The following is a 17,093-nucleotide window of genomic DNA, read 5'->3' on the forward strand; positions in this document are numbered from 1 at the left end:
ATAAAATAATAAAAACCGGGACTTTTTAAAGACCCGGTTTTTTTATCCTTTAAGCCCTGAACTAACAAGACTCTTAACAAATAGGTTCTGGATGGCAAAGAATATAATCAGTGTTGGAACAAGTGCTATCATTGTACCAGCCATTATTATTCCCCAGTTGTTAGCAGCATCAGAACTAATTAACATCTTTATACCAATTTGAACTGTCTTCATTTTATCATCCATTGTTACTATCAATGGCCACAAATAGAGATTCCATGCATAAACAAAGTTGATTAACGCTGCACCGCCAAGCATCGATTTGGATAATGGCAATAAAATCTTCCAGAAATATTGCATTGACGTTGCGCCATCTATCTTAGCAGCATCGCTTAATTCTTTTGGTATTGTCATAAAATGCTGTCTCATTAAAAATGCATTTGTGGCACTTGCAGTAAAAGGTATAATAAGCGCATAATATGTATTGATCCAGCCAAATTGCTTCATTATAAGGAATAATGGCAAAATCATAACTGTTTCTGCCGGCAAAAATAAGGTTATGAATAATAACATAAATGACAAATTCTTTCCTCTAAATTGAAAGTTCGCAAAGGCATAACCTGCAAGCGTTCCTGTAATCAATTTACCAAATGTAATAAAGAATGCTATAATTGACGAATTAATAAGCATCCTTCCTAAATCAACTAATTTTAAAGCCTCTGCATAATTCTGCCAATGAAATGTACTTGGAAATAATTTAGGTGGAAATGTATAAACCTCTGTATAAGTCATAAAACTCATACTAAATGCCAATAATATTGGAGCCATAACTATTAATGAAATAAGTATTAATATTATTTCAGATAAAATTAAATTAACTTTTTTTCTCCTTGAAATACTTGAAGCCATTAAGATCACCTCACTGATAGTGGACGGATTTTTCGACGCCTTTGAAATAGATTACTGTGATAACTCCCATAATAGCAAACATTATAACAGATTGAGCTGCGGCAGAACCATTATTTGTATAGGTAAATGCATCTAAGTATAATTTATATATCAAAGTTGTTGTAGTTCCTGAAGGTCCACCCTTTGTCATAATATCAATAATACCAAATGAAGTAAACATAGTTGTTGTAAAATTCATTATAAACAAATAAAAACTTATAGGTGATAACAATGGAAATTTTATCTTCCACATACGTTGCCAGAGATTTGCACCATCTATCATAGAAGATTCCAACAAAGAATCAGGAATCGATTGTAGTCCAGCTATATAAAAAATCAAATCAAAAGGTAACATCTTCCATATTGTTGCAAGCATTACAGCAATAAATGCATACGGCGTAGTTGTAAGCCAATCTGTATCTATACCAAAAAACTTCATAAATATATAGTTTAAATATCCAACAGTTGGAGTTAATAAAAATGACCATAATATACCAGCAATTGCTGGAGAGATTGCATACGGGGCAAAGATAAATAACCTAAAAAATCGTGTTCCAGGAATATTTTGAACTAATAATTGTGAAATTAAAAATGCTAAAAACATCGTTAAAAAAACAGTGGAAAACGAATAAATCGCAGAAGTCAACAGAGCCTTATAATACGCAGGATCTGTAAATAACTCTGTATAATTTTCCAGACCAACAAAAATACTTCGATTTCCAAAAAAAGATTCCTGATAAAAACTTAATTTAAAAGAATATGTTGCTGGCCAATAAATAAATAAAATAATTATAACAAAGGTTGGTACAAGTAATAAATATGGAGTTAATTTACTTTTCCACGACATATGAAGATTCCTCCTTCTTTAAAAAAAGGGCGGAAAACCGCCCTGGTATAATTATAACTTAAAAATTATTTATAAAGTCTGTTGTATCTCTTCAATTCTAATGTAACCTGTCTTGCGGCATCATTAAGAGCTTGTTCTACAGATTTCTTTCCATTAATTACATTTTCATATTCTGTTTCGATAACTTCTCTTGTTTTTGGGAATACACCCATAACTGCTCCATTTGTATTAACTGTCTGTTTTGATAAGAGTAATTCCATTATAGCTGTTAAGTAATTTGGATGTTCTGAATAGAATCCGCTGAACAATAATTGTTCTATAGCATCTTTTCTAACTGGGAAGTATCCTGTTTCAAGGTGCCATCTAATCTGCTGTGCTGGTTCTGTCATCCATTTTACAAATTCCCAAGCTGCATCAATTTCTTCTTTTGGATGATTCTTAAGAATCCATAATGATCCTCCACCTATAACTGATCCACCCTGTACTGATTCATCTGGTTTTGGTAAGAATGCAGTTCCAACTTCAAAACCATTTTCTTTTGCTGATTCATCAAAGAATTTAACATCTGATGTTGAGTATAATAACATACCAGCCTTTTTAGCTAAGAAAATCTGACTTGCGCCATTCCAGTCTTCTCTTTTTGTATTTAATAATAAACCTTCGTCTGTCATCTTTTTGAATAAATTGAATATGTTTTTACCAGCTTGACTATTGAAAACTGCCTGTGTAGGTCTTACTCCTGCTCTACCATTTCCATTATTTACTAATGGAGCATTCTGTACAGCCATTAATTGTTCAAAGAACCATGAATGTGTTGGCCATGTTAAACCGTATCTAATAACCTTACCATTTGCATCTTTCTTCTGTAATTTTCTTGCATATTCTATTAATTCATCATATGTTCTTGGTGGTTTATCAGGATCTAATCCAACTTCCTTGAACATTGTTTTATTATAGAATAAAATAGCTGTTGATGAGTTAAATGGCATTGAATATAATTTTCCATTAACTGTATAGTAATTAGCTACCTGTTCTAAAAATGCTCCTTTATCTATAGTTGGATCTTGTTCTATTAAATCACCAATTGGAATAGCGATTCCACCATCAATCATTGCCTGTGTTCCAATATCGTATATTTGTACAATATGTGGAGCTTTTCCTGCTTTTACAGCTGCAATTGTTTTGTTGAAAGTATCAAGATATGAACCTGTGTATTGTACATTAACCTTGATATCTGGATGAGTTTTCATGAAATCGTTTGCCATGTCCTGTAATAATTCAATTCTCCACCCACTCATAGCATGCCAGAATTCGATAGTAACCTGTGCAAACATAGAAACACTTAAAATAACAACCAATAATACTGCCAGTTTTTTCATATACTTTCCCCCCTTGATAAGATGATTTCTTAATAGAAAATATCATATATACAATAAACGAATAAAAAGAAATATTAAGAAATATTAATTTGTGTTAAAGTTTTTTTACCGTATCTTTATTATACTACTTTTTTTTAAAAGAATCAAATGTTATGTGAAAAAGAAAAAATGAAAATTAATACTGTTTTTCGCACTCTTTGCGTTTTAATGTCTTTTATTATAAATTGAGAAAATACATCGGTATTATTTATTTAAATTTTTATAATACTTATAATATGGTTTTATATAAAATACCTCCTGCAAATCCATTAGATGTTCTATTATCTCATTTAATCTTTTGGTATTTTCTGTATTGTATATGTACTTTGAAGCTATTGGAAGATTTTTTTCATGAATATCTTCCTCTTTTAATATGCTTTTTAAATAGAAAGCTTCAACAGCTGTTTTAAAATCTTCATAATCAGCATTTAGATACACAGGTGTTTTCATACTTACATAGTCACTTCCATCTTTACCAAGAAATTTACCGGAAAACTTTAATGCTATACCAAATGAACCAACTACTTTATTGGTAAGATTTAATTCCTTTTTTGCAGTATGTATAGCTTCAATTATAGAATTTGCTTTTCCAGCTTTAAACAAGTTATACACAAATTCAACAAACTTATCCCTGTGCTCAGGATAAGGAAGTATCTTTTCATGTTTTATTTCCCATCTTCTTGGAATAGGAACTATTATATATCCACGAGAATTCTTCCATAATCTCTTTTCCTCTATCATTTTTTGAATTAATTCCTTTAATGAATATTTTGAATTTTTGGTAATCCACGGATTCTTTTCCTGTGCTTTTTTTACAAGATCATCCAATCTCAATGGCATAACACTGGTAGCAAGAAACCGTTCTATATATCGCATATAATTTTCTTCATATTCGCTATATTCACCATTATTAGAATAAAATTCATCACGAACCTTTTTTATTAAATTATCAACAAAATCGCTAAAAGATAAAAACCCAAAATCCCTATAATCGATCTTCATACCGGTTACTATTCTTTTTATAATATGCTCATTTACATCTTCATAATTATGTTCTTCAATAATCCTTATAACCTCTTCAACAATATCTTCAATAGAATCCTTATCCTCAATCTTTTCAGATTTTACTATATCCTCATAAGGAATAAACATATCTGCAGATAATTCCATTTCTTTTGAAGTATTTTTACTTCTACTTACAACAATAACCTCTTTTCCATATATTCGAAGTTTTTTTACAAGTGGAACAAAATCAGCATCTCCCGTTACCAGAACAAACATATCAATATGAGGCAAAGAAAACATTGTTTCAATTGCATCTATTGCAAGTTTTATATCATTGCCTTTTTTATTTTCAAAACCGTCTTCTGGCATTTCTATTAATTCAATACCATGTCTTGAAAATGAAAACATTGTTGCGGGATATTTTGACCAATGTGCATAAGCCTTTCCCCCAACAATTTTCCCCAATTCCTTTATTTTTTCAATAATCAACTCCGGATCAACCGGTTGATTTTGATAGTCCATAAAAATAAATATGCTTTTGATATTATCACCATCCCTTTTTATATCTTTTTATAATACTTTCTGCAACTCGAATGCCATCTACTGCAGAAGATGTAATTCCTCCTGCATATCCGGCACCTTCTCCTATAGGATATAACCCTTCAGTTGAAATACTTTCATAATTTTCATTTCTTTCAATTCTTACAGGAGATGAACTTCTTGTTTCAACACCTGTCAACAATGAATCATATGAAGAAAACCCTCTTAGTTTTTTTCCCATTGCTAAAATACCTTCTTTTAAAGCGTCGGTAATATATTCTGGATATATATTATTAATATCATAAAATATCGTTCCCGGCTTATATGAAGGCTTAACTGCTTTAAATTTTACAGATTTTTTGTTTCTTAAAAAATCACCAAATAATTGAACAGGTGCATAATAAGAATTAGAAATGGCATATGCTTTTTTTTCAAAATTCCTTTGAAATTCAACACCTGCTAATGGATGATTTGAAGGATAATCTGAAGGTTCGACACTTACTAATATAGCACTGTTAGAATTGACATTATCTCTTGCAAATTCACTCATTCCATTTGTAACAACCATATTCTCTTCTGAAGCCGATGCAACAACATATCCCCCCGGACACATACAAAAAGTATAGACAGCTCTTCCATTTTTCGCCCTATGAGAAAGCTTATAATCTGCAGCCTTTAATCTCGGATGATTATAAAATTTACCATACTGACTTTTATCAATTAATTCCTTTAAATGTTCAATCCTTACACCAATAGAAAATGGTTTTTGTTTGATTGTTATTCCTTTGTTGAATAACAATTCAAAAGTATCTCTTGCACTGTGACCAATAGCTAAAATTATTACATCAGAATATATTTTTTCATTACCGTTTACAACAACACCTTTTACCTTTCCATTTTTGATAATAATATCGGTAACCTTGCTTTCAAATAAAACACTCCCACCAAGAGAAATTATTTTTTTTCTTATATTCTTCACAGCTATTTCCAGTTTATCAGTACCAATATGCGGTTTGTTGACATATAGTATCTCTTCTGGAGCACCGGCCTTTACAAATTCTTCAAGCATCTTCCTAATTCTATTATTCTTATCCTTTATAAGCGTATTTAACTTGCCATCAGAAAATGTTCCAGCTCCACCTTCACCAAATTGAACATTACTTTCTATATTTAAAACACCCTTTTTCCAGAAAAGATTTACGTCTTTTTTTCTTTCTTCAACCGCCTTTCCTCTTTCCAATATTATAGGCTCAAACCCTGCTTCGGCAAGTATTAATCCAGCAAATAACCCGGAAGGTCCGGAGCCTATTATTATCGGTCTCGTAGTCAAAAGTTCCTCTCCCTGAGCTGGTAATATATACTCTTTCTCTGGAGATATCATAACAAGGGAATTATTTTTTAATTTATCTTCATCTTCCACTTTAAAATCCACATTATACACAAAATAAATCATATCATTCTTTTTACGCGCATCAATAGAGCGTTTTATAATTCTAACTTCTTGAATTTCTTTTGATGAAATATTCAACTTTTTTGCAATTTCTTTTTTTATATCTTCATCTTGATGATCAATAGGTAATTTTATATTATTTATTCTCAACATAATTTTTTAATCTCCTTCTATAATCTTCAAATGTATTATATCATAAAATAAAACGACCTTTGCAGGCCGCTTATTATATCTTGCACTCATCAAATAACTTTCTCAAAATTATTTCATCATTAACTTCCAAGTTATTATCTTTCATCCATTCATCATTAAAAAATTTTGTTAAATAGCTTCTTCCACTATCAGGAAAAATTACAACAGCTTTTTTATTCTTTATATTATTTTCTTTTAAATACTTTATCATTCCAAATAATGCTGCCCCAGAAGAGCCACCGACCAATATCCCTTCTCTTTTTGATAAAAATCTCGCCATTGAAAATGCTTCCTGATCATTAATCACAACTATATCATCTATAATGTCTAAATTTATGGTTTTTGGGATAATATTTTTTCCTATTCCTTCAACTAAATATGAATGAGAATGTTTCAATGCTTCCTCAACTGTAAGACCAGCTTTTACGTGATGATATATTGACCCCTCTGGATCTACTCCTATTAATTTTATATCCTTTCTTTCTTTAAAATATTTACCAATTCCAGAAATTGTTCCGCCTGTACCCAATCCAGCAAAAATATAGTCAAGCTCTCCATTAAATTGTTTCCATAATTCTGGTGCAGTTGTTCTATAATGAGCTTTTGGATTATTTTTATTAAAATATTGATTGGGGATAAACGCATAATTGTTTGGATCTACAGCCTTTTCAAAAATCTTTTTTAATTCTTTTTCATTATTTTGATTTATTAAAATCTGGATATAGCTTACTATTCCTTCTATTTCTGATTTTGATAAAGGCTTTCTCTTTTCCCAGATTATATTTCTAATAATTTCAGCGATTTTATATTGCGACATTACAGAAAATGGGGAAACATTACCTGGGACTCTTATTATATATGCTCCATATGCTCTTAGCAATAATTCCTTTTCCATGCTTATTTTTTGGGGCATTATGAATATTACAGAATTTCCTTTTTTTACAGCATATAAAGCTAGCCCTATTCCTGTATTTCCAGATGTTGGTTCAATAATAACTGTATCAGTTGTTATTAAATTTTCTTTTTCAGCCATTTGAAGCATATATGCTCCAACTCTATCCTTTATGCTACCTCCAGGATTAAAATACTCCACTTTTGCATATAATTCATTTTTTACATTAAAATACTCTTCTATATTCTTCAAACGAATAACAGGTGTTTCACCCATTAATTCCAATATTTCATTGTATATTTCCTTATTCTTTTTCATATAATCACCTCTTGTGAATATTTTCTTTTTTATATTGGCAATATTTTTTCCTTAGTATATCAAATTGGATTAAAAATGTCAATATTTAATTATTTATATTTATATAATATTTACATTTTGTTTATGTATTCTAACCCGGCAACATTTAGAAAATTCCAAGGTTTTCCATAATGTGGTTGGAAAAAAAAGTCTATAAAAGCCAATTCATTCATTTTCATATTATTTTGTATAATTACAGACATTGTGTTAATTGCTTGAGTTAAATTTGCTTTAGAAATTATTTGAGCACCTAATATTTTTCCATCATCTTTTTCAAAAACAACCTTGAGTTTTAAATTTTCATATGACGGCATAAATTCTGGTCTATTATTTTCTGTTATGGTTATAGAATCAACATTTATTCCCTGAATTTTTGCTGCAAATTCAGTTAAACCTGTAGAAGCAATATTATTTTCATATATTTTTATTCCTGATGTACCTTGCGTTCCTAAATGTTTTAATCGTTTTTCTTTTAAATTATGAGCGGCTATAGTTCCCATTCTAATTGCATTTGTTGCAAGTGGAATATATCTATATTCTTTAGTAGGATTATAATAAACCGCACAACAATCTCCTGCAGCAAAAACATCTGTTTCACTTGTTTCCATATATTCATTTACTATAATAGCTCCATTTTCCAGCATTTTCAATTGATTTGAAAATAGTTCTGTACTTGGCTTAAATCCTATTGATAATATAACAAGATCTGTTTCATACTCATTTTTAGTAGTTATAACCTTTTTTACTTTATTATCTTCACCTTCAAATTTTATAACCTTTTCACCTAATGCGAGTTTTATGCCATGTTCTTTTAAGGATTTTTCTGCAATATCAGTAAATTCTTTATCTAAATATTTACTTAAAATCCTATCTTCTACATCTATTAAAACTACATCTTTTCCATTTTTTCTAAAGGCTTCTACAAGTTCTATTCCTATATATCCAGCACCAACTACTACTATTTTTTTTACATTTCTCATTTTATTTATAATATTTTGTGCGTGATAATAATTTTTAGATAATAATATATTTTCCAAATTAATACCTTCAATATTCGGTATAATAGGCCATGAACCTGTTGTAATTATTAATTTATCATAATTATCTTCAAATTCTTTTCCAGTTTTCAAATCTTTTACAATTAACTTTTTATTTTTTATATCTACTTTCTCTACCGAATGTTTCATTTTTGTAGTAACTCCAATATTTTCTAATTCTTCTGGCGAAGAATAAAATAGCCCTTTTGGATCTTTTACTACTCCTTCTACATGCAATGCAATTCCACAAGATAAAAATGAAACATTATCATTTCTTTCATATATTGTAATTTCTGCATCTTTATACAACTTTGCCGAATTTATTGCTGCTGCAGTTCCTGCGTGAGTACACCCAATAATAACAATTTTCATACAAATCATCTCCTTATTGTGATTTTTTGAACTTTATACCTTTCAAGTTAATACCGACATTTTTTATCATATTTATGATATCACATTTTATACTCAATACAATTAAAATTTTTTTACAATTTTATTATAAATAAATTGTTAAAAAAATAGCCAGCAAAAGCTGGCTAAGACTAAAAATCTTAAAATATTTTTCTAACTAATTTTATTGCATCTTGAGGGCATACTTCATGACAAACATAACATCTTATACACTTTGAATAATCTATATACTTATCGTTATCAATATTTATAGCCTCAGCAGGGCATCTGCTTTCACAAATTTTACATTCAACACATTTATCTTTATTGATTTTTGGAACTCTTTCAAAAACTCTTGTTATATTGGTTACAGTTTCAAAAATAGGTGTTGTAAGAGGAAGTTTTATTCCTGGCGCATTCCAATTAGATATAAGGTTATAGTCAGGTATTAATTTTCTTCTTGCAGCTTCTTTTATAATATAAACATATTTTTCTTTTATCCCTAATGATTTTATAATCGCATGATCAAGTGCATAAGCATTTTCTGAAATGCCTATCACATTAAATTTCTTCTTTTTACCATTTGCCGGTCCGTTACCTTCCATTCCTTCTATACCATCTATTATATTTAATGTAGGATTAACTATATTATGTATATCTATTAAAACATTGGCAAAATTGGTATTTGTTTTTGCCCTGAAATGCCATGCAGACTTTTCCTTGCCAACAATACAGCCAAATGTATTTTTTACTGCTAATGTCATTATCATTTGAACGTGTGTCTTTAATTTAGCAATATTTACTATTTTATCTGCCTCTAAAACCTTTCTCGAAACCTTAAATCCCCTGAAATTTTCTCCATCTACCTCCACAGGATCATCTAATTCTACAATAGGAATATCAAGTTCTTTGCAAATTTCGTAGACGCCATTAGCTTTTGCAACAGATATTGCATTTCCTGTAGCAGGGCTATCACCAACAAAAGGCTTTGTTCCAAGAGATAATAAAAACTTTAAAACAATTTCTACAATTTTCGGATTAGTTGTAATACCGCTTCCAACATGATTAGGAGACAACATATTTGGTTTAACAAGAACTCTGTCATTCTTTGAAAATAAGTCTTTATATTTTTCCAACAATGGAAGCAAAACTTCTTCAGCATTTGTATAATCGGTACATTGCTTTAAATAGACATCCATAAGCCTTTTCTCCTTTTTTTAATATATAAATATTATATCATATTCTTAATAACAAAATCCCCGGAGTTAAATTGACAACTCCGGGGATTGGATTTATTTTATATACTTGGATGTGTTAATTTTTCAAGTTGAGGTATTCGTTTATACAAAATTACCATAATTGCTGGATATAAGAAAAACTTAATTGAAAGCGAAACTATTCTTGGAGGCATCAAAACTCCATATGGAACACCAAAAAGAGTATGTATAAAATACGGTGTTAATGTAACTCCAACCAAAGCGCCTGCTAAATATGAAAATGCAAAACTCCAGAAATTTGTTTCTTTCTTAAATACATACCAGAACACAAGACCAGGCAATAACCCATGCAATCCAGAAGTAAGAGTGAAATGTGGCATAAATGGTCCCATTGGGTTTATCCAATATCCAAAGAAATCAGCCAGAGCCCCTACCATAAAACCATACCATGGTCCAAGAATCAATGCTGAGAGGAATATTGGCAATGTTCCAAACCCAATTCTGATACTTTCAACACCAAATAGACTGAATCTAAAGGATAATAATCTTGTTAAAATAATACTTAAAACAATGAATAAAGCGCTTAAAATCATTTTCTTGGTTTTTGTCACTTTATTCCCTCCCAAAATTAAATTTCAGAGTGATTATATCAAAATTTGAAACTTTTTTCAATACTTTTCTCTAAAATTCATATTCACTTTTAATAAAAGGCACCGGTATAATTCCCATTCCTTTTTCCCATGCACGTTTTCCAGCACTTAAAGGAAGTATAAATTCACCATACACACCCAGATTAAATGATTGATTATTAATTGGAATTTTATACTTTATTCCTCCTCCCATTAAATACAACTGTTCAAAATGATATGGAACAACCACTAATGCTTTTAAATTAGCCTCAATAGTAAAATTATATGGCAAAGAATATCCTGCTTCTATTGTAGGAGCAAAAATATAATCTAATTGTTCAGGATTTTTTTCATCTGGACCAAAAACAAATCCCAGAGTTGCACCAACATTATATGATTCATTATTATAACTAACTCCCACAAATGGCAATATCGCCCCGGATAACTCTATTCCCAACGAGTAAGAAAAACTTCCTGCAAATATTACAAGATTGAAGACCAAAAAGGTTATTAATAACATTCTTTTCATTTTAATCACCCTCCTTTCTTAATGATTGAAGAGATAAAAACAATAAAGGAATACCAATAAATGAATAAACGACTATTTTCATATCATTAATACTTCCTCTGATGAAATAATAGCTTACAACAACAAATGCAACAAAAAACATAAAACTTCCTATTTTTCTGTATCGAGTTGCTACAAACGTTGAAATTATTAAGTAAATCCATGGCATCGCCTCTATTAACCCCGCAAATGAAAATCCTTCAGATAAAATAGTAAAAATCAGCAACAACAAACTCAATGAATACCCAACACGTTTAATTACAGTTTCTCTTTCAAAAATATATCCTGCATATAGCATACTCTTCAGAACCAATGGAAACGCCATATAAAAAAGCAGCACATTATAAACGGAAAGCATTTTTATATTAAAAGAATAAAGAATTATTGAAAATACAACTGTTGAATACAAAACTACATTTGAAATTTTAAACCGCAAATATCTTTCCATTTCGTCAATTTCTTTCGAAAAAATATCCTTGTATATTTCAATAACAACAGCTAAAATTAAAAATAAACCATAAACTCTATTTTCACCAGTAGCTAAAAGAACAGCATATATAAATAAAAGCTCAAAAAGATAAAAATATTTGTTAAAGAATAAACTCTTCATATTATTCACTCCCCTTTGAAATTGAAATTACTTCCTTCAATTCATCTTCTTCCAGGAAAAAAATGTCTTCAACAGAGCATTCAAACACCTTTGAAAGTTTTAATGCGAGTACAACTGAAGGCGTATATTTACCTTTTTCTATATAATTAATTGTCTGTCTTGACACTCCTACAAGATTTGCAAGTTTTTCCTGACTTAAATCATACATTGCTCTATAAACCTTTAATTTATTTTTCATATAATCCCTCCCATTATTATTGTATAATATTTTTGATATAATGTCAAGTATACTTGACATTATATATGATAAAAAGATAAATTTTGTGCAACCATACTATAAAGATATGGTTAAATTTATGATATAATAATGATAGTCTACAATACTCAAGGGGGGGAAGTTATGGATTTAAGTACAGAATTTGCCGGAATAAAACTTAAAAATCCTTTAATGCCAGCTTCAGGACCTTTAGTTGGCGATGATGAAAAGATGTTATATCTTGCAAGACTTGGTGTTGGCGGAATGGTTACGAAAACGATTTCAACAAAAGCTGCAGAAGTTCCAAGACCCTGTATTTATGGAACAAACAATTATATTGTTAATGCAGAACTATGGTCAGAATTACCACCAGAAAAATGGATAAATGAAATCCTGCCAAATCTAAAAAAAGAATTGGATTTACCTTTAATAGTAAGTGCAGGATACACCAAAGAAGATATGGAAGTATTAATACCTCAACTCGATAAATTTGCAGATGCATTTGAAATTTCAACACATTATGTTGGAAAGAATCTTGATACAATAGCTGAAACTGTGAGAACCATAAGAAAACATACAGATAAACCTATATTTATGAAAATGAGCCCACATATTCCTGATCCTGTAGAATTTGCAAAAATGGTTCTTAAAAATGGCGGAACAGGTGTGGTAGCAATAAATTCATTAGGTCCCACAATGCTTATTGATTTGAAAAACAGAACAAATTTAATAGGTAATGATAAAGGACAGGTATGGATTTCAGGACCGGTAATTAAAAATCTTGGCCTTGCCCTGGTAAATACAATAAAAGAAGCAGTTCCTGAAATTACTGTTATTGGTGTTGGCGGTGTGGCTTCAGCAGATGACGTATTAGAATATTTATTAGCCGGTGCTGATGCTGTTCAAATGCTATCTGCAGCATTAATCAGAGGAAAACAATTATATAAAACCATAGTAGATCAACTTCCAAAAGCTCTAGAAAAATTTGGTTTTTCCTCTATTGAAGAAGTTAAAAAAGTTGGATTAAAAAAGAAAGAGGTTGTTTTTGAACCAAAATATCCACAAATTGATCTTAACAAATGTACTTTCTGTAAATTATGTGAAATGGTATGTCCATATTGGGCAATTACTGTTGATAAAGAAAATAAACAGGTAATAGTCGATGAAAGCAAATGTTTTGGCTGTAGCCTGTGTCAGAGCAGATGTCCTGTAAAGGCTATTAGCGGAGTAATATAATTTAAAGTCAAAAAATGGCAAGAATTTTTTATTCTTGCCATTTTTATTGATTATATAAGTAACAATTGAGTAACAATTCACTAAAAATAACTTATAAAGAAATATTTCACTTTATTAGACTTGTTTCTAGAATTAGCTAATAAACCGAAAGATGATTCACCATAATATTAATATTATTAAAAATAGCAGTAAATCAAGGAATGCAAGCATTTATTACTTAGCAGAAAAAATAAAATACAATTATAGTCAAATATCTTTCATTTATTAATAATAATAATGTGTAATATAGATTAAAGAATTTTGACAATAATGTCTAAAATGTGTTATAATAATTAAAAATCTATTAAGGGGAGGTAGAGTTATGAGGAAAAGACGGTTGGTAGCGTTATTTATCATGGCAGCATTTATAATGTTAGCTACCATGGCCTTTGCAGCAGGGGGAGATGCAGAAGCTGTAAATTATGGTTTCTGGTCAATTATTCCACCTCTATTAGCCATTGTTTTGGCATTTGTGACAAAAGAAGTTATTTTATCATTATTGTTGGGAGTATTTTCGGGAGCTCTTATTAGTGTTTTTGCAACATCTAACTCAGGATTCTTTATGAAACTCATAGAAAGTTATACAAAAACATTTGAGTATCCTGTAAATGCATTAGCAGACAGCTGGCATGCAGGTATTATTGTATTTACACTTACAATTGGTGGTATGGTTGGCGTTATAGCAAAAATGGGCGGAACAAGAGCTATAGCAAATGCACTTGCTAAAAAAGCTCAAACAGCAAGAAGTGCACAGCTTGCAACAGCATTAATGGGTGTTGTAGTATTCTTTGATGATTATGCAAATACATTGATAGTTGGACCTACAATGAGACCTTTAACAGATAAATTAAGAGTTTCAAGGGAAAAATTATCATATATTGTTGACTCAACAGCAGCACCAGTAGCAACAATGGCTGCAATATCAACATGGATAGGTTATGAATTGGGATTAATAGGAGACGCATTTAAATCATTAGGCGTAGAAGTTAATCCATATTCAGTATTCTTCCAATCAATTCCTTACAGAATGTATGGTATATTTGCTCTTGTAATGGTATTCATGGTTGGTGCAATGATGAGAGATTTTGGACCAATGTATGAAGCAGAAAAAAGAGCAAGATTAACAGGAAAAGTATTGGCAGACGGAGCAGAACCAATGCTTTCAACAGATTTTGAAAAAGATCTTGAAAGCAAAAACATTCCTTTAAGAGTTTCCAATGCTTTAGTACCTATTTTAACACTTGTTATTTTTGCATTTATCGGATTATGGTATTCAGGTGGAGGATTAGAACAACCATTTACATGGGATGGAATAAGGGATGCATTTGGTAATGCTGACGCATCAGCTGCATTAATCTGGGCTTCTGCATTAGCAAGTATCGTTGCAGTAGTAATGGCTATTTCTCAAAATATAATGACATTAAAAGAAGCTTTAGAAGCATGGGTAGAAGGAGCAAAATCATTGGTAATAACAACAATAATCCTTATACTCGCATGGTCAATTGGATCAATAGCTTCTGACTTAGGAACAGCTGAATACTTAGTTCAGGTAATTTCAAGCTCATTACCATCATGGACAATTCCAGTATTGGTATTTGTAATTTCTGCAATAGTTGCATTTGCAACAGGAACATCTTGGGGAACAATGGCTATTATGTTACCTTTAGCAGTACCTCTTGCAGCAGCATATACAGGCGGAGAACCTTCAACATTAGTATATGCAACACTTGGTGCTGTATTAACAGGTTCAACATTTGGAGACCACTGTTCACCTATTTCAGATACAACAATTATGTCATCAATGGCATCATCAGCTGACCATATAGATCACGTTAAAACACAGTTACCATATGCATTAACAGCAGCAGGTCTTGCAGCAGTAGTTGGATACATACCAGTTGGACTTGGAATGCCTGTATGGCTTTCATTAATCCTTGGTGTTGCCGGTATCTGGGCTATCCTTAAATTCTACGGTAAGAGTACAGATCCTAAAGACCTTAAAGCTTAATAATATTAATAATATTAATAATAAAGGGTTCTCCAAATGGAGAACCCTTCTTTTTTTATTTTTTTAATTGCAATTTTTTTATTTTTTCTTATATATACCTGTATATACAGGTATAATCAGCCGCATTCAGATATAACCGGATTTTTAAAAAATCTATAAATATATTAAAATTAATATGTAAAAATTCATTTTATAGGGGGTGTGTTAATGAAGAGATTTTTCTTTTTACTCGTGATTTTATTAACATTTGTATTACTTTATGCAAAAACTGAAGTAGTATTCTGGCATGGTATGGCACGTGATCCTGATAAAAGTAGTATGGACAAAATTATAAAGGATTTTGAAAAAGAAAATCCTGATATTAAGGTAAAAGTTGTTATTGTTCCTGCTGCCGAAACGGATTCTACAAAATTACTAACTGCTGTTGCAGCCGGTACAGGACCTGATCTTGTATATATTGATAGATTTACTGTATCGCAAAGAGCTGCAAAAAATGTTTTAGAACCTATGGAAGATTATCTTAAAAAAGCAGGAATTAACATTGAAAAAATGAAAAAAGATTTTTATGATTTTGCTATTGAAGAATGTATGTTTAAAAATAAAATGTGGGCTCTTCCATTTGATACTGATGTAAGAATATTATTATATAATGAAGAATTACTTAAAAAAGCTGGATTTGATGATCCACCAAATAACATATACGATATGATAGATATTGCTGATAGATTAACAGTGGAAGGGAGAAGGGGAAAATATATAACTGTTGGATTTATTCCATGGTATGCTCAGGGATGGCCTTACACGTGGATATTTGCATTTGAAGGAAAAATTTTCGATAAAAAAACTGAAAAATTTATATTTGCTACAGATCCTGGAGTAATAGAAGCGTACAAATGGCAAAAAGAATGGGCAGATAGATTTGGTTATGAAGCCTTAAATGCTTTTGGTTCTTTACAAATAGGTGATTTAAACCCTTTTACCGCTGGAAAATTAGCCATGGTTGTTGATGGAAATTGGACTATCTCAGGATTAAGGTTATTTGCTCCAAAAGATTTCAAATATAAAATCGGTGGTATCCCTACAAAAAGTGGAAAACCGGTAACCTGGGCCGGAGGATGGAGTTTGGCAATTCCACGAGGTGCTAAGCATAAAGAAGCTGCTGCAAAACTTGCATATTTCATAGCAACTAAAGGACAGATTCAGTATGCTGTAGATACACTTCACTTACCAACATATAAACCCGCAATAAATAAATTCTTAGAGAAAGATCCCTCTCAAAAAGTTTTTGTAGAACTCTTAAAAAACGCCAAAACAAGACCACCTCTTCCTGTTGGTGCATTATTGTGGGATAAACTTGTAGAAGCAAGAGATTATATACTCACCGGAAGAAAAAGCGTGGAACAGGCCTTATTAGATGCTCAAAATGAAGTTCAAAAAGAATATGATCTTATAATGGAAAAATAGGGGGGAAATAA

General features: G+C 30.7%; 15 protein-coding genes. 3 read left to right on the top strand and 12 right to left on the bottom strand.

Features of this window, described 5'->3' with window-relative positions; all coding sequences use genetic code 11:
• Positions 1 to 42 precede the first annotated feature (42 nt).
• The 12 genes from LN42_RS05855 to LN42_RS05910 form a co-directional block, all read right to left on the bottom strand.
• Positions 43 to 888 (bottom strand): carbohydrate ABC transporter permease, encoded by an 846-nt coding sequence (locus LN42_RS05855; protein WP_014296589.1) that lies wholly within the window; start codon positions 886 to 888, stop codon positions 43 to 45.
• Between the two features lie 10 nt (positions 889 to 898).
• On the bottom strand, positions 899 to 1,774 hold the full coding sequence (locus LN42_RS05860; protein ID WP_014296590.1) for a carbohydrate ABC transporter permease: 876 nt from the start codon (positions 1,772 to 1,774) through the stop codon (positions 899 to 901).
• A 65-nt stretch (positions 1,775 to 1,839) separates the two neighbouring features.
• Entirely contained in the window at positions 1,840 to 3,153 is a 1,314-nt protein-coding gene (locus LN42_RS05865) for an ABC transporter substrate-binding protein (protein ID WP_014296591.1), read from the bottom strand.
• A 243-nt stretch (positions 3,154 to 3,396) separates the two neighbouring features.
• On the bottom strand, positions 3,397 to 4,719 hold the full coding sequence (locus tag LN42_RS05870) for an NYN domain-containing protein (protein WP_014296592.1): 1,323 nt from the start codon (positions 4,717 to 4,719) through the stop codon (positions 3,397 to 3,399).
• Positions 4,720 to 4,744: 25 nt separating this feature from the next.
• On the bottom strand, positions 4,745 to 6,340 hold the full coding sequence (locus LN42_RS05875; protein ID WP_014296593.1) for an NAD(P)/FAD-dependent oxidoreductase: 1,596 nt from the start codon (positions 6,338 to 6,340) through the stop codon (positions 4,745 to 4,747).
• A gap of 73 nt (positions 6,341 to 6,413) precedes the next feature.
• On the bottom strand, positions 6,414 to 7,589 hold the full coding sequence (locus LN42_RS05880) for a PLP-dependent cysteine synthase family protein (protein WP_075780498.1): 1,176 nt from the start codon (positions 7,587 to 7,589) through the stop codon (positions 6,414 to 6,416).
• Positions 7,590 to 7,699: 110 nt separating this feature from the next.
• The gene (locus tag LN42_RS05885) at positions 7,700 to 9,037 is read right to left on the bottom strand and encodes an FAD-dependent oxidoreductase (protein ID WP_014296595.1); all 1,338 of its coding nucleotides are present in this window, start codon (positions 9,035 to 9,037) and stop codon (positions 7,700 to 7,702) included.
• A gap of 179 nt (positions 9,038 to 9,216) precedes the next feature.
• On the bottom strand, positions 9,217 to 10,254 hold the full coding sequence (locus LN42_RS05890) for a DUF362 domain-containing protein (RefSeq protein ID WP_075780499.1): 1,038 nt from the start codon (positions 10,252 to 10,254) through the stop codon (positions 9,217 to 9,219).
• Positions 10,255 to 10,352: 98 nt separating this feature from the next.
• The gene (locus LN42_RS05895) at positions 10,353 to 10,883 is read right to left on the bottom strand and encodes a folate family ECF transporter S component (protein WP_014296597.1); all 531 of its coding nucleotides are present in this window, start codon (positions 10,881 to 10,883) and stop codon (positions 10,353 to 10,355) included.
• A 70-nt stretch (positions 10,884 to 10,953) separates the two neighbouring features.
• Positions 10,954 to 11,430, bottom strand: coding sequence for a hypothetical protein (locus LN42_RS05900; RefSeq protein WP_075780500.1), 477 nt, complete (start codon positions 11,428 to 11,430; stop codon positions 10,954 to 10,956).
• 1 nt (position 11,431) lies between these two features.
• Complete coding sequence (locus LN42_RS05905) at positions 11,432 to 12,079, bottom strand: hypothetical protein (protein ID WP_014296599.1); 648 nt, start codon at positions 12,077 to 12,079, stop codon at positions 11,432 to 11,434.
• A 1-nt stretch (position 12,080) separates the two neighbouring features.
• On the bottom strand, positions 12,081 to 12,317 hold the full coding sequence (locus LN42_RS05910; protein WP_014296600.1) for a helix-turn-helix transcriptional regulator: 237 nt from the start codon (positions 12,315 to 12,317) through the stop codon (positions 12,081 to 12,083).
• Positions 12,318 to 12,479: 162 nt separating this feature from the next.
• Here LN42_RS05910 and LN42_RS05915 point away from each other — a divergent pair, with 162 nt between their 5' ends.
• The 3 genes from LN42_RS05915 (at position 12,480) to LN42_RS05925 (ending at position 17,082) form a co-directional block, all read left to right on the top strand.
• Positions 12,480 to 13,571, top strand: coding sequence for a 4Fe-4S binding protein (locus tag LN42_RS05915; protein ID WP_075780501.1), 1,092 nt, complete (start codon positions 12,480 to 12,482; stop codon positions 13,569 to 13,571).
• A gap of 361 nt (positions 13,572 to 13,932) precedes the next feature.
• On the top strand, positions 13,933 to 15,618 hold the full coding sequence (locus LN42_RS05920) for a Na+/H+ antiporter NhaC family protein (protein WP_014296602.1): 1,686 nt from the start codon (positions 13,933 to 13,935) through the stop codon (positions 15,616 to 15,618).
• 207 nt (positions 15,619 to 15,825) lie between these two features.
• Positions 15,826 to 17,082: an ABC transporter substrate-binding protein gene (locus LN42_RS05925; protein ID WP_075780502.1), complete on the top strand. Its 1,257-nt coding sequence runs from the start codon at positions 15,826 to 15,828 to the stop codon at positions 17,080 to 17,082.
• The last annotated feature ends 11 nt before the right edge of the window (positions 17,083 to 17,093 follow it).

This window comes from Marinitoga sp. 1137 (genome assembly GCF_001941525.1).
In the GTDB taxonomy this organism is placed as follows: domain Bacteria; phylum Thermotogota; class Thermotogae; order Petrotogales; family Petrotogaceae; genus Marinitoga; species Marinitoga piezophila.

Coding starts and splice junctions, on each gene's coding strand:
- LN42_RS05880 (WP_075780498.1), bottom strand. CDS start 7,589: ATGAAAAAGAATAAGGAAATATACAATGAAATATTGGAATTAATGGGT.
- LN42_RS05865 (WP_014296591.1), bottom strand. CDS start 3,153: ATGAAAAAACTGGCAGTATTATTGGTTGTTATTTTAAGTGTTTCTATG.
- LN42_RS05860 (WP_014296590.1), bottom strand. CDS start 1,774: ATGTCGTGGAAAAGTAAATTAACTCCATATTTATTACTTGTACCAACC.
- LN42_RS05870 (WP_014296592.1), bottom strand. CDS start 4,719: ATGGACTATCAAAATCAACCGGTTGATCCGGAGTTGATTATTGAAAAA.
- LN42_RS05905 (WP_014296599.1), bottom strand. CDS start 12,079: ATGAAGAGTTTATTCTTTAACAAATATTTTTATCTTTTTGAGCTTTTA.
- LN42_RS05910 (WP_014296600.1), bottom strand. CDS start 12,317: ATGAAAAATAAATTAAAGGTTTATAGAGCAATGTATGATTTAAGTCAG.
- LN42_RS05875 (WP_014296593.1), bottom strand. CDS start 6,340: ATGTTGAGAATAAATAATATAAAATTACCTATTGATCATCAAGATGAA.
- LN42_RS05915 (WP_075780501.1), top strand. CDS start 12,480: ATGGATTTAAGTACAGAATTTGCCGGAATAAAACTTAAAAATCCTTTA.
- LN42_RS05885 (WP_014296595.1), bottom strand. CDS start 9,037: ATGAAAATTGTTATTATTGGGTGTACTCACGCAGGAACTGCAGCAGCA.
- LN42_RS05920 (WP_014296602.1), top strand. CDS start 13,933: ATGAGGAAAAGACGGTTGGTAGCGTTATTTATCATGGCAGCATTTATA.
- LN42_RS05890 (WP_075780499.1), bottom strand. CDS start 10,254: ATGGATGTCTATTTAAAGCAATGTACCGATTATACAAATGCTGAAGAA.
- LN42_RS05900 (WP_075780500.1), bottom strand. CDS start 11,430: ATGAAAAGAATGTTATTAATAACCTTTTTGGTCTTCAATCTTGTAATA.
- LN42_RS05855 (WP_014296589.1), bottom strand. CDS start 888: ATGGCTTCAAGTATTTCAAGGAGAAAAAAAGTTAATTTAATTTTATCT.
- LN42_RS05925 (WP_075780502.1), top strand. CDS start 15,826: ATGAAGAGATTTTTCTTTTTACTCGTGATTTTATTAACATTTGTATTA.